This window comes from Halopseudomonas phragmitis (assembly GCF_002056295.1).
In the GTDB taxonomy this organism is placed as follows: domain Bacteria; phylum Pseudomonadota; class Gammaproteobacteria; order Pseudomonadales; family Pseudomonadaceae; genus Halopseudomonas; species Halopseudomonas phragmitis.
The window spans coordinates 1378746-1391340 of sequence record NZ_CP020100.1 but is presented as its reverse complement, the minus strand read 5'-3'; the positions used below and the strand labels follow the sequence as shown (position 1 = coordinate 1391340).

The window sequence follows — 12595 nt, the reverse complement described above, 5'->3', positions numbered from 1 at the left end:
AATCGTATTAAGGACCGAACATGGCCGAGGAAAACCAGAACAATTCAGCCGCTAACGGCGCCCAGGGCAACCAGCCGCAGGTGCAGTTCAGCCTGCAGCGCATCTATGTCAAAGACCTGTCCTTCGAATCGCCCAAGGCCCCCGCCGTGTTCCAGAGCCAGTGGAACCCGCAGGTCAATCTGGACCTGAATACCCGTCACAATCAGTTGCAAGACGGCATCTTTGAGGTAGTTCTGAGCCTGTCGGCCACTGTCACCAATGGCGACAACAACGAAACCACCTTTATCGCCGAAGTTCAGCAGGCCGGCATCTTCGCCATCAGCGGCCTGGATGAAGCGGCCATGCGCCACACTCTGGGCGCCTTCTGCCCGAACATCCTGTTCCCCTACGCCCGCGAAGCGATCGACAATCTGGTCCTGCGTGGCAGCTTCCCTCCCCTGATGCTGTCACCGGTCAACTTCGACGCCCTGTTCGCCCAGGCCGAACAGCGCCGCCAGGCCGAGGAACAGGCCAACGCCTGATCGCCCCGACACGATTGACCGCACATGCGGTCAATCGTGTCCGAAAATGTGTCCTGAACGCATTCTTGTCACCTCGCCCGGCATGCTCTAAGGTATCCGCCAGCCCTCATACCAGACGGATGCACGCATGACCCTTCCCGCTTCACGCCCTCTCTATCTGCTGGCCTTCATCGCCTGCGTCCTGCTCATGGCCATTGCCCTGTACATGGAGCACGGCATGGGACTGGAGCCTTGCCCTCTGTGTATCGTGCAACGGGTAGCGGTAATTCTGATCGGCTTGGTCTGCCTGGCGGCAGTCATCCATAACCCCCAGCCCAAGGCCGATGGCCGGCGCCGCCTGGCCTCTCGCGGCTACGCCCTCGGCACGCTAGTGTTCGCACTGTTCGGCGCTGCCATCGCTGCTCGCCAGGTCTGGCTGCAGTACCTGCCGCCCGACCAGCTCCCGGCCTGCCTGCCCAGCCTGGACTACATGATTGACGTGTTGCCGTTTCAGGAAATGCTGAGCTTGCTGCTGAGCGGTACCGCTGACTGCGCCGAGGTTTCCTGGACTTTTCTCGGCCTGAGCATCCCCGAAGGCACGTTGCTGGGCTTCATTGCCTTCAGCCTGTTCGCACTGGTGCAACTGCTACGTCGCCAAGACTGACGTTCGTAGCTTGATGAGTGAGGCGCCAGGGCATATCCTGTTGCGACAGGTAGAAGAACAGCAAATCAACCCGGTCGACCGACCTGCGGCCGACCGACCTTGAAGAGACCGAGGTGGAAGATGCTGGAGAGCTGCACTACATCCCAGGAACGCTGGGGCGGTGTTCATCAACTGATCGACCGCTGGCTCGCCGAGCGCAAGCAACTGGTGCTCGAATACACTACACTACGTGACCGCCCAGCCCCCGACCAGCACCCCGACCGCATTCTCGAGTCGTTCTGCGACATACTCGTTGACTACACCTCGGCTGGACATTTCGAAATCTACGAACAACTGATCCGCGAAGCCGAAGACTTCAATGACGAGGGCGCCCTGGCGCTGATCAAGCAGGTTTATCCCCGGATCGAAACCATCACCCGTACCGCCGTAGCCTTCAACGACCGTTTCGGCGATGCCGCGACCCTGGCTGAGGAAACCGAGCTGCAGAGCGAGTTACGCCAGCTCGGCGGGCTACTGCATGAGCGCTTCGAACTGGAGGACTGCCTGATCGAAGTGTTGCATACCGCCCACAAGGACATGCTGACCACCTGAGTGCAGGAGCACGCCGTGACCGAGCAAAGCAAAGGCCGTAAACCCCGGGTCAGCACCCCACTGCATCTGTTGCAGACCCTGACCCGTACTCTCAACGAACACCTGGCCGAGGCTTGCGAAAAGGCCGAGCGCGATGCCCGCAAGGCGCTGGAGAAGCTCAACCAGCAACACGCCAAGCTCGACGGCAAGCTGGCCGAAGCCCGGGAAAAGCTGGCCGAGCGCGAGCAGCAGGATGCCGGACGCAAGAGCCTGGACAAAGCCAGAACCAAGGTCGCCGAATTGCAGGCTGCACTGGATCAGTTGCACAGCTCACGCAGCGCCGCCGAGCAGTACACCCGGCAGTTGCAAAGCGACGTACGCCAGACCCTGCGCCTGGCCAAAAGCCTCGACCGGCTCGACACCCAGGTGACCCAGGCCATCGACAAGCGCGATGCTCCAGTCAAACCACGCCCCGCTCGCGCCGCGAAAAACCCCACGACAGCCGCCTGAGCGGTAGCCGCGCCTAGCCCGTCTAATCAGACAGCTCGCGGCACAACTCGGCCAGGCGCCACAACTGCGCCCGGTCGGGCTGTGATCCCTGAGCCTGACAACAAGCGTGCAACTGTGCCAGCCAGCATGGACTATCCGCCCCCGGCAAGCTCTCCAGACTGGATGCCAAGCGCCGCAACTGCAGCCACTCGGCCTCCAGTTCACAAGCCTTGACCTGCGCTCGCAGCAACTCCGTTCCCGACTCACCCTTGAGCAAGCGCCGCAACTGACGCAGCGGTTCAATCAGTTCCTGGCGCCAGGGCTGACAGCGCCCAGCCAACGCAACCCAGTCCACCGCTGCCGGCGCAACACCTCGCGCACCCAACCAGCAGGCGCTAAGCAACAGCAATACATCCAGCCCCACCTCGTCCTGCAAGGCCAACAACAAGGGCTCAACCCCCTCGTGCTGATACAGCCTGACAGCATAGCCCTGCAAGTCATCCATCATCTCACCTCCGCTATAGGGCCTGCTTCACCACGCCTGATATACTCCGCGACCATGATCAAGATCGAAAACCTCATTCTTCAGCGCGGCGCCATGCGCCTGCTGGAAAACGCCAACCTGACCCTGCACGCCGGCCAGAAAATTGGCCTGCTCGGCACCAACGGTGCAGGCAAATCCAGCCTGTTCGCCCTGCTGCGCGGCGAACTGCACGCCGACGCTGGTGACTGTCAGGTCCCCGCCGACTGGCGGATCGCCCATATGCGCCAGGAAATCGAAGACCTGGAGCGCCTGGCGGTCGACTACGTGCTCGACGGCGACCAGCGCCTGCGCGATATTCAGCGCCGACTGACCGTCGCCGAACAGGCCCATGACGCCAACGCCCTCGGCACGCTATATGCCGAACTGGAGGCCCATGGCGGTTACAGCGCTGACAGCCGGGCACGCACCCTGTTGGCCGGCCTGGGCTTTACCCCAGCTCAGTGCGAGGCGCGCGTCGGCGAGTTTTCCGGTGGCTGGCAGATGCGCCTGAACCTGGCCCAGGCCCTGATGTGCCCCTCTGACCTGTTGCTGCTGGACGAGCCGACCAACCACCTGGATCTGGACGCGATTCTCTGGCTCGAAGACTGGCTCAAGGGCTACAGCGGCACCTTGCTGCTGATCTCCCATGACCGCGACTTCCTCGATGCCGTAGTCGAGCATATCGTGCATGTCGAATCCCGTCAGCTCAACCTCTACCGCGGCGGCTACAGCCAGTTTGAGCGCACCCGTGCCGAACGTCTCAGCCAGCAGCAGGCCGCGTTCGAGCAACAGCAGGCCCAACGAGCCCACATGCAAAGCTACATTGCCCGGTTCCGCGCCAAAGCCAGCAAGGCGCGCCAGGCGCAGAGCCGGCTCAAGGCCCTGGAGCGCATGGAGGCCCTGAGCCCGGCCCATATCGACTCACCGTTCGAGTTCAGCTTCCGCGAGGCCGACCAGCAGTCCACCCCGCTGCTAGACCTGCAGCAAGCCACTCTCGGCTATGGCGCCAAACCGATCCTCAGTGACGTCAAGCTGCAACTGGCGCCCGGTGCCCGGATCGGTGTGCTGGGCCCCAACGGCGCCGGCAAATCAACCCTGATCAAGACTCTGGCCGCCGAACTGCCGCTGCTGGCAGGCGAACTGAAGACCGGCGAGCACCTGGCCATCGGCTACTTCGCCCAGCATCAACTGGAAAGCCTGGACCCCGAGGCCAGTCCACTGCTGCATCTGGCTCGGATTGCGCCACAGGAACGTGAACAGAGCCTGCGCAACTTTCTCGGCGGTTTCGACTTTCGCGGCGAGCGCATCGATCAACCGGTCAGGCACTTCTCCGGCGGCGAAAAGGCACGCCTGGCACTGGCCCTGATCGCCTGGCAAAAGCCCAACCTGCTGCTACTCGACGAACCGACCAACCACCTGGACATGGACATGCGCCATGCCCTGACCATTGCCCTGCAGGCATTCGAAGGCGCCATGCTGCTGGTCTCCCACGACCGCGCCCTGATCCGTGCCACCACCGACGAGCTGTGGCTGGTGGCCGATGGCAAGCTGCAGGACTACGATCAGGACCTGGACAGCTATACCCGCTGGCTGGCCCAGTTCCGCCAGCAGCAGGCTAAAAACGCCCAGCCGGCCGAGACCGGCAACCCGGCAGCGCGCCAGGACCCCAAGGCCCTGCGCCGGCAGGCCGCCGAATTACGACAGAAGCTGGCACCACTGAAAAAGTCCGCCGACCAGCTGGAAAAACAGCTGGGCCTGGCCCAGGAACGGATGCACGCGCTGGAGCAGGCGCTGGCTGACAGCAGCATCTACAGCGCCGACAACAAGGATAAGCTGAAAACCCTGCTGGCCGACCAGAGCGCCTGTCGCCAGCAAATCGACGAACTGGAACTGCAGTGGCTGGAAGCCCAGGAAGCCCTGGAAAGCCTGCAAGCCGAACTCAGCAGCTAAAGGAGCGCACATGACCCTGTGGATAGATGCCGACGCCTGCCCGCGCCCGATCCGCGAGGTGGTCATGCGTGCCGCCAAACGCCGGCAGTTGGCACTGGTACTGGTGGCCAACAGTTCACTGGGGCTGCCGCCCGCACCCGGCATGCGTCAGGTCGTAGTGCCCGGCGGCGCCGATGCCGCCGACCACTACATCATTGAACACGCCAACGCCGGCGACCTGGTGGTCACCGCCGACATTCCGCTGGCCGACGGCCTGGTACGGCGCGGCATCACCGCCATCAACCCGCGCGGCCAGGTCTACGACAAGGCCAGCATTGGCGAACGCCTGGCCGTACGCAACCTGATGGATGAACTGCGCGGCGCCGGGCTGGCCGGACGCGGCGGTCCAGCACCGTTCAGCGAAAAGGACAAGCAAAGCTTCGCCAACGCTCTGGATCGACTGCTGGCCAAGGGTCTGGGTGCATCAACACCCCGCTGAGCACCCCCGCTGTAACACTTGGGAGTTACGCTCAGGCTCACAGATCACACAAACAGGACACGGTATCCTGCTGGGTAATAGCCACCGAGCGCCCCTGCAGCAACGCCACCAGCACCGGCTCGATAAAACTGCTGTCGCTGTTGCAGTGCGCGCCGTCACTGTAAGGGCCGACATAGGCCAGGTGACCTGTCGCATCCCAAATCGCCACCGCCGGCGCACCCGGCCAGTTGGCCCACGCCTCGGGTATCGGCCAATAGGGAAGATCCTTGAGCACCCCGCCCAAGCCAGGATCATCGGCCAGACCGGCTCGGGCGAAGCGCACGCCTTGGGCGGCGAACCGCTCGCTCATTTCATTGACATAGTCCTGATGCCCGGCATTGCAGGGACAGCCTGAACGCCAGACATGCACCACCTGCACCGCACCAGTGGGAAACGGCGGCGTCACTGTCACACCGTGGAAAAAGGCCGGTCGATCAAAGGTCTTCACATAGCGCCCCTCGAACCACCAGAAGGCCCAGGCCAGACCAGACAGCCACAGACCGATCAATCCACCCGTCAGTACATTTCGTTGCCACACTCGCATAGAACCTTCCGCCATGACCGCCGGTCAAAAAACAGGGCGAGCATTATATCCAGGCGAACCAACGCTCTCCCATGCAGTCTTTGAGCGTAGTGGAATGCAGCCGTTTTGTAGACCACCGCACACTTTGCCAACAACAGGGCGCCAGGCCGCTTTCCCCAATACCGTTCAGCGACTAGGCTGAATAGGTTGTAGCTCCTGGCCGCTTGCAGCGATCCGGTTAGCTCCGGACAAGGATGTGTCCGCATGTCTGTGGAACTGGATATCACCACTCTGGCGATAACCCTGTCACTGGTCACCCTGAGCATGACCCTGCTGCTGTGCATGGCCGCTTGGCATGCCGACAACCAGCAAGGGCTACGGCATTGGGCGTTGGGCAATAGCGCCTTGATGCTGGGCCTGCTGCTCAACATCAATCAGGATTACCTGCATCACGGCCTGTCGGTCATCCTCGCCAATGGCCTGATGGCTGGCGGACTGGGCATAATCTGGCTCGGTATCCGCGCATTCAAAGGTCTCAGCCAACCCCGAGCCGTGCCCATTGCCAGCGCACTACTGATGATGCTCCTGCTCTGGCTGCTGCGCTTTCCCATCGACAGCCTGGTTGCCCGGGTCAGCATCAGCTCGCTGGGTTTTGCCCTGCTCTGCCTGCTATGCAGCCGCGAACTGCTGATCAAGGTTGAACCGCCCCTGCGTGGCGCCTACTGGTTCACCGGTATTCTGACCCTGTTATGTTGCTTTGGTCTGATGGTCCGGGCGATCGCCAGCCTCAACGATGCCATGCCCGCCCAGCCGATGGCCGATAGCCCGTTACAGCACCTGACCCTGCTGGCCGTGATGGTGGCCCAGATCGGCATTGCCGGCGGCTTCATCCTGATGAGCCACTATCGCAGCACCCTGAACCTGCGCCGACTATCCGAACGCGACGCCCTGACCGGCACTCTCAACCGCCGCAGCTTCTCGCAACAGGCCCAGGCTCAGCTAGAACACGCCAGCCAAACCCAGCAGCCGATTACTCTGATCATGCTCGACGCCGACCACTTCAAACGGGTCAATGACCAATTCGGCCATCAGATCGGCGATGCAGTGCTGTGTCATATGGTCGCACGCATCCGTCAGCAATTACGCAGCGACGACCTGCTCGGCCGTTTTGGCGGCGAAGAATTCACCCTGATCTTACCCGGCCTGAACACGCACAGTGCCGGTCAGGTGGCCGAGCGCATCCGCCGCAGCGTCGGCCTGCAGCCCCAGGAACTGGCCGACCACGAGGTGCCACTGAGCATCAGCCTCGGCGTGGCCTGCTCGGAACATCATGGCTACGCTTTCGAGACGCTGCTGGCCGCTGCCGATGCGGCGCTTTATCGCGCCAAGGCAATGGGTCGCAACCGGGTCGAACTCGCCCGCCATCCCAGCACCGACCAAGAGGACCAGATGGCCTTACGCTTGCTGTCGCAATTCCGTCATAATCTGGACGTATAACGTAAACCAGACAGGTGTCTGTGACACCCCGGGAGTTCCAGTGAGTTTCGAACCAGCCAGCCGCCAGTTTCCGTTGAGCCGCCTGCGTCGCAATCGCCGCGATGACTTCACCCGCCGCCTGGTCCGCGAGACTTGCCTGAGTGTCGACGACCTGATTTACCCGGTATTCGTGCTTGAAGGTCGCAATCAGCGCGAAGCAGTAGCCTCTATGCCCGGTGTTGAGCGACTGTCGATTGATCTGCTGCTGGAAGAGGCCGCCGAACTGGTCAAACTGGGAATCCCAGCCGTAGCGCTGTTTCCTGTCACACCGCTGGAGCGCAAATCTCTGGATGCCGCCGAGGCCTACAACCCGGACGGTCTGGCTCAGCGCGCAGTACGCGAACTCAAGGCCCACTTCCCCGAACTGGGGGTTATCACCGACGTGGCCCTGGACCCGTTCACCACCCACGGCCAGGATGGCATCATTGATGAAAACGGCTATGTGCTTAACGACATCACTGTCGAGGTACTGGTCAAACAGGCGCTTTCGCATGCTGAAGCCGGCGCCGACATTGTTGCCCCCTCGGACATGATGGACGGCCGGGTCGGCGCCATGCGCCAGGCCCTGGAAGCCGCCGGACACGTCAACACCCGGATTCTGGCCTACTCGGCCAAATATGCCAGCGCCTACTACGGTCCGTTCCGTGACGCAGTCGGCTCAGCCGCCAACCTCGGCAAGAGCAACAAGGCGGCTTACCAGATGGACCCGGCCAACAGCGACGAAGCGCTGCACGAAGTGGCCCAGGATTTGAGCGAGGGTGCCGACATGGTCATGGTCAAGCCGGGCATGCCCTATCTGGATATCGTTCACCGGGTCAAGAACACCTTCAAGGTGCCGACCTTCGTCTATCAGGTCAGCGGCGAATACGCCATGCACCAGGCCGCCATCGCCAACGGCTGGCTCAGCGAAGCGGTGATTCTCGAATCTCTGACCGCGATCAAGCGCGCCGGGGCCGACGCGATCCTGACCTATTTTGCCAAGACTGCGGCCCGCCAGTTGCGCGACCGCGAGTAACCCAAGTTATCGAGGATGTCATGCAGGAACTCAAGAGCGTACCCACTGACCAGGACGAACTGGCTGCAACCAGTGAGCTAGAGACCAGTGAGGCGCCAGCCCGGGTGGTCCACAGTGTTTCCGCCCCAGCAGCGGTCGAACCGGTAACCCCGGCCGACATCAATGCCCCGGAGCTGTATATCCATCGTGAACTGTCGCAGTTGCAGTTCAATATCCGGGTATTCGAGCAGGCACTGGATGAATCCTATCCGCTGCTCGAGCGCCTGAAGTTCCTGCTGATTTTTTCCAGCAACCTCGACGAGTTCTTCGAAATCCGCGTCGCCGGGCTGAAAAAGCAGATCACCTTCGCCCGCGAGCAGACCGGGCCCGACGGTCTGCAACCGCAACAGGTACTGAGCAAGATCAGCGAAATCGCCCACCAGCAGGTGGCCCGCCAGTACGCCCTGCTCAACGACGTACTGCTGCCGCAACTGGCCGAACACGGCATTCGCTTCGTGCGCCGGCGGCAGTGGACCCACAAGCAGACCCTGTGGATCCGCCGCTACTTCCGCCAGGAAGTGGCTCCGATCATCAGCCCGATTGGCCTTGACCCCACCCATCCGTTCCCGCTGCTGGTCAACAAGAGCCTGAACTTCATCGTTCAACTCGAGGGCGTGGACGCCTTCGGCCGCGACTCGGGGTTGGCGATCATCCCGGCACCGCGCTCACTGCCACGGCTGATCCGCTTGCCAGACGAACTGTGCGACGGCGGTGACAACTTCGTGTTCCTGTCCTCGATCATTCACGACCATGCTGACGACCTGTTCCCCGGCATGAAGGTGCTGGGCTGCTATCAGTTCCGTCTGACCCGCAACGCCGACCTGATCGTCGACCCGGACGAGGTCGATGATCTGGCCCGGGCCCTGCGCGGCGAACTGCTGTCACGTCGCTACGGCGATGCGGTACGTCTGGAAGTCGCTGACAATTGTCCCAAGCCGCTGACAGACTTTCTACTAAGGCAGTTCGGTCTGAGCGAGTCGGAGCTGTACGAGGTCAACGGCCCGGTCAACCTGACCCGACTATTCTCGATCACCGGCCTGACCAACCACACCAATCTGCAATTCCCATCGTTCAGCCCGGGGATTCCCAAGCTACTCTCGAGTGCCGACAACCTGTTCCAGGCAATCAGCAAGCAGGACATCCTGCTGCTGCACCCCTACGAATCGTTCAGCCCGGTGGTCGATCTGTTGCGCCAGGCCGCCCAGGATCCCAACGTACTGGCAATCAAGCAGACCCTGTATCGCACCGGTGCCAACTCGGAAATCGTCAACGCTCTGGTCGATGCCGCACGCAATGGCAAGGAAGTCACGGTGGTGATCGAGCTGCGTGCACGCTTTGACGAGGAATCCAACCTGCAACTGGCCAGCCGCTTGCAGCAGGCTGGAGCGGTAGTGATCTACGGCGTGGTCGGCTTCAAGACCCACGCCAAGATGATGCTGATCCTGCGCCGCGAGGACAAAACCCTGTGCCGCTATGCCCATCTTGGCACCGGCAACTATCACGCCGGCAACGCCAGGCTGTATACCGACTACAGCATCCTGACCTCAGACCTGGCCCTGACTGAAGACGTGCACAAACTATTCAACCAGCTGATCGGCATGGGCAAGACCCTGCGCATGAAGAAACTGCTGCAGGCGCCCTTCACCCTGAAGAAACGACTGCTTGAGCTGATCAACCGCGAAACCCTCAATGCCCAGGCCGGCAAGCCCGCGCACATCATCGCCAAGGTCAACGCTCTGACCGATGCCAAGGTGATCAAGGCGCTGTTCAAGGCCTCGCAGGCCGGGGTCAAGGTCGATCTGATCGTGCGTGGCATGTGCTGTCTGCGCCCGGGCATTCCCGGGGTGTCGAACAACATTACGGTCCGTTCGATCATCGGTCGGTTCCTGGAGCACAGCCGGGTCTATTACTTCCTCAATGAAGGCCAGGAGCAGGTTTGGTTATCGAGCGCCGACATGATGGAACGCAATCTGGATAACCGGGTGGAGACCTGCTTCCCGCTGGAAGGCAAGAAACTGGTCAGCCGCGCCAAGCAGGAGTTGCAGGTGTTTCTCAGCGACAATACCCAGAGCTGGATTCTGCAGCCTGACGGCAGCTATCTGCGTTCAAGCCCGACCGGCAATCAGAATCCGCGCAGTGCACAGATGACACTGCTGGAAAAGCTGGCCAGCTCGCCTCAGCGCACTGTCAGCGTATAACCAATCTTGGCCCAGAACTGGGCCTCTTGAGCGAAATCGGCCTGGGTCAGGGGATTACTCTCGAGCCAGCCGTCCGGGAAGTTCAGAATCAGGAAGTCATCGCCGGCCTCGACCGTCAGGGCCGGCATATCCTGAAAGCCTCGGATGTGGTGATAGAGGATGGCCAGACGCAGCAGCATACAGAGCCGCAACAGCCAGCCAGAGTCATCGCCGAACTCGCTCAGCCGCTCAGCCGATGGCAAATTGCGCCGTTGACCACGGATCAGTAACGCCAGCGCCTGCTGGTCCTGGCGTGAAAATCCCGGCAGGTCGGCATGCTCGATCAGATAGGCGCCGTGCTTGTGGTACTGATTGTGGGCAATATCCAACCCCACTTCGTGAACCCGGGCAGCCCAACGCAGCAGCTCGACCTGCTTGGCATCGAACGGTCCCCAGGCCCCGTTGACCTTACCCAGCAAGCTGATGGCCTTGGCCTCGACCCGGGCTGCTTGTTCCAGATCGACATGACAACGTTCGACCAGCGCATTCAGGGTTCGCTCACGCACATCCTCGTGTTGGTGGCGGCCTATCAGGTCGTACAGCACGCCCTCACGCAACGCCCCTTCTGAATGTGTCATGCTTTGTACCCCCAGAGCGTCAAACAGGGCTTCAAGGATCGCCAGACCGGCCGGCAGAATCGGCCGCCGATCTGGCTTGAGCCCATCCAGCTCCAGCTTGTCGACATGGCTGGCCTTGAGTACCTTGCGCTTGAGCCATTGCAAACCCTCAAGCGTTACCTCGCCCTGACCACGCCCGGCCGCCTGAATGCACAAGCCCACGGCACGAATGGTCCCAGATGCGCCGACCGCCTCCTGCCAGCCCAGACGGCTGATGGCCTGTTCGATATTCATCAGCTCCAGGCGCGCGGCGGTATAGGCCTGGGCGTAACGGGCAGCTGAAATCCGCCCGTCGGCAAAGAAGTCACGGCTGTAGGACACACAGCCCATATGCAGACTTTCACGCAGCAGCGACTCAAAGCGCTCACCAACGATGAACTCGGTACTGCCACCACCGATATCGACTACCAGGCGCTTGCCGGCATCATCGGCCAGGGTGTGCGAAACCCCCAGATAAATCAGCCGCGCCTCTTCGCGCCCGGAAATCACCTCAGCCCGATGACCGAGAATCTGCCGCACCTGACGAATAAACTGAGCCCGGTTGCGCGCCTCACGCAGGGCATTGGTACCGACGATCCGTACCGCACCATCGGGCAGGCCGCTGATCAACTGGGCGAAACGGCGTAAACAATCCAGCCCACGCTGCATCGCCTCTTCACTCAGTTCGCCCAGCTCATTGAGCCCGGCGGCCAGTTGGACCTTTTCCCCGCGGCGCTCAAGAATTCGGATCTCGCCGTGATCAACCCTGGCCAGCACCATGTGGAAACTGTTGGAGCCCAGGTCAATTGCGGCGATCAATGGAAAGTCGGCCAGTTCTGTCTGTGCCATACCAATGTCCCTTGAAAAGTCTGTCCGGATTCTAACACTGCAACCCGCGCCTTTGCCCACTCGCTGCAGCAAACCGACTCGCCTTCCGCTTGGCCGCACGGTGGTGCTATGATGCACGCCATTCCAACCCTTATTTCCCTTGGAGAGACACATGAGTGATTTGATCGTGCATGTCACCGACGGCAGCTTTGAGGCCGAAGTCCTCAAGTCCGACGCCCCGGTACTAGTCGACTACTGGGCAGAGTGGTGTGGCCCGTGCAAGATGATCGCACCGGTCCTTGACGAAATCGCCAAGGATTACGAAGGCAAGCTGAAAATCTGCAAGCTGAACATCGACGAAAACACCGATACCCCGCCCAAGTACGGCGTGCGTGGCATCCCGACTCTGATGCTGTTCAAGGACGGCAATGTCGAAGCTACCAAGGTCGGCGCCCTGTCCAAGTCACAGCTGGCTGCGTTCCTCGACAGCAATCTGTGACCCGCTTCTCCCCGGCTTCGGCCGGGGATTATGCATACAGGCTGGACGTCGTCGCCTGGCAGTGTTAGATTTGCCCAATCCCTTGCCGCTCCCTGCGGCTGTGGCTTCC

Annotated in this window: 13 protein-coding genes; 10 read left to right on the top strand and 3 right to left on the bottom strand. The window is 61.6% G+C overall.

The window, feature by feature from the left end; genetic code table 11:
* The first annotated feature begins 20 nt into the window (after window positions 1-20).
* The 4 genes from secB to BVH74_RS06425 all read left to right on the top strand — a co-directional run bounded on the left by secB (window position 21) and on the right by BVH74_RS06425 (window position 2244).
* The gene (gene secB / locus BVH74_RS06440) at window positions 21-521 is read left to right on the top strand and encodes a protein-export chaperone SecB (RefSeq protein ID WP_080049268.1); all 501 of its coding nucleotides are present in this window, start codon (window positions 21-23) and stop codon (window positions 519-521) included.
* Window positions 522-648: 127 nt separating this feature from the next.
* Window positions 649-1164, top strand: coding sequence for a disulfide bond formation protein B (locus BVH74_RS06435; protein WP_080049267.1), 516 nt, complete (start codon window positions 649-651; stop codon window positions 1162-1164).
* A 120-nt stretch (window positions 1165-1284) separates the two neighbouring features.
* Complete coding sequence (locus BVH74_RS06430; protein ID WP_080049266.1) at window positions 1285-1755, top strand: Rsd/AlgQ family anti-sigma factor; 471 nt, start codon at window positions 1285-1287, stop codon at window positions 1753-1755.
* A 15-nt stretch (window positions 1756-1770) separates the two neighbouring features.
* Window positions 1771-2244: a hypothetical protein gene (locus BVH74_RS06425; protein WP_080049265.1), complete on the top strand. Its 474-nt coding sequence runs from the start codon at window positions 1771-1773 to the stop codon at window positions 2242-2244.
* Window positions 2245-2266: 22 nt separating this feature from the next.
* Here the strand turns inward: BVH74_RS06425 and BVH74_RS06420 are convergent, their stop codons facing one another.
* A complete protein-coding gene (locus BVH74_RS06420; RefSeq protein ID WP_080049264.1) occupies window positions 2267-2731 on the bottom strand; it encodes a TIGR02444 family protein in 465 nt (154 codons plus the stop codon).
* A gap of 51 nt (window positions 2732-2782) precedes the next feature.
* Between BVH74_RS06420 and BVH74_RS06415 the strand changes: the two genes are divergently transcribed.
* Together BVH74_RS06415 and BVH74_RS06410 are read left to right on the top strand one after the other, a co-directional pair.
* Window positions 2783-4696, top strand: coding sequence for an ATP-binding cassette domain-containing protein (locus tag BVH74_RS06415; RefSeq protein WP_080049263.1), 1914 nt, complete (start codon window positions 2783-2785; stop codon window positions 4694-4696).
* Between the two features lie 10 nt (window positions 4697-4706).
* A complete protein-coding gene (locus BVH74_RS06410; protein ID WP_080049262.1) occupies window positions 4707-5174 on the top strand; it encodes a YaiI/YqxD family protein in 468 nt (155 codons plus the stop codon).
* Between the two features lie 37 nt (window positions 5175-5211).
* On the opposite strand, the gene BVH74_RS06405 is transcribed toward BVH74_RS06410, so the two are convergent.
* Complete coding sequence (locus BVH74_RS06405; protein ID WP_231705578.1) at window positions 5212-5751, bottom strand: DUF6436 domain-containing protein; 540 nt, start codon at window positions 5749-5751, stop codon at window positions 5212-5214.
* 249 nt (window positions 5752-6000) lie between these two features.
* Between BVH74_RS06405 and BVH74_RS06400 the strand changes: the two genes are divergently transcribed.
* From BVH74_RS06400 to ppk1, 3 genes are read left to right on the top strand one after another with little or no spacing between them, the layout of a single operon-like run.
* Window positions 6001-7233 carry a GGDEF domain-containing protein gene (locus BVH74_RS06400; protein ID WP_080049260.1) on the top strand — a complete coding sequence of 411 codons (1233 nt, stop codon included), beginning with the start codon at window positions 6001-6003 and terminating at the stop codon, window positions 7231-7233.
* A 40-nt stretch (window positions 7234-7273) separates the two neighbouring features.
* Window positions 7274-8287 carry a porphobilinogen synthase gene (gene hemB / locus BVH74_RS06395; RefSeq protein WP_080049259.1) on the top strand — a complete coding sequence of 338 codons (1014 nt, stop codon included), beginning with the start codon at window positions 7274-7276 and terminating at the stop codon, window positions 8285-8287.
* 20 nt (window positions 8288-8307) lie between these two features.
* On the top strand, window positions 8308-10524 hold the full coding sequence (gene ppk1, locus BVH74_RS06390) for a polyphosphate kinase 1 (protein ID WP_080049258.1): 2217 nt from the start codon (window positions 8308-8310) through the stop codon (window positions 10522-10524).
* Here the strand turns inward: ppk1 and ppx are convergent.
* Window positions 10503-12008 carry an exopolyphosphatase gene (gene ppx, locus BVH74_RS06385; protein ID WP_080049257.1) on the bottom strand — a complete coding sequence of 502 codons (1506 nt, stop codon included), beginning with the start codon at window positions 12006-12008 and terminating at the stop codon, window positions 10503-10505. The genes ppk1 and ppx overlap by 22 nt on opposite strands.
* A gap of 151 nt (window positions 12009-12159) precedes the next feature.
* On the opposite strand from ppx, the gene trxA reads away from it, so the two are divergent.
* The gene (trxA, locus tag BVH74_RS06380) at window positions 12160-12486 is read left to right on the top strand and encodes a thioredoxin TrxA (RefSeq protein ID WP_080049256.1); all 327 of its coding nucleotides are present in this window, start codon (window positions 12160-12162) and stop codon (window positions 12484-12486) included.
* Window positions 12487-12595: the final 109 nt, after the last annotated feature.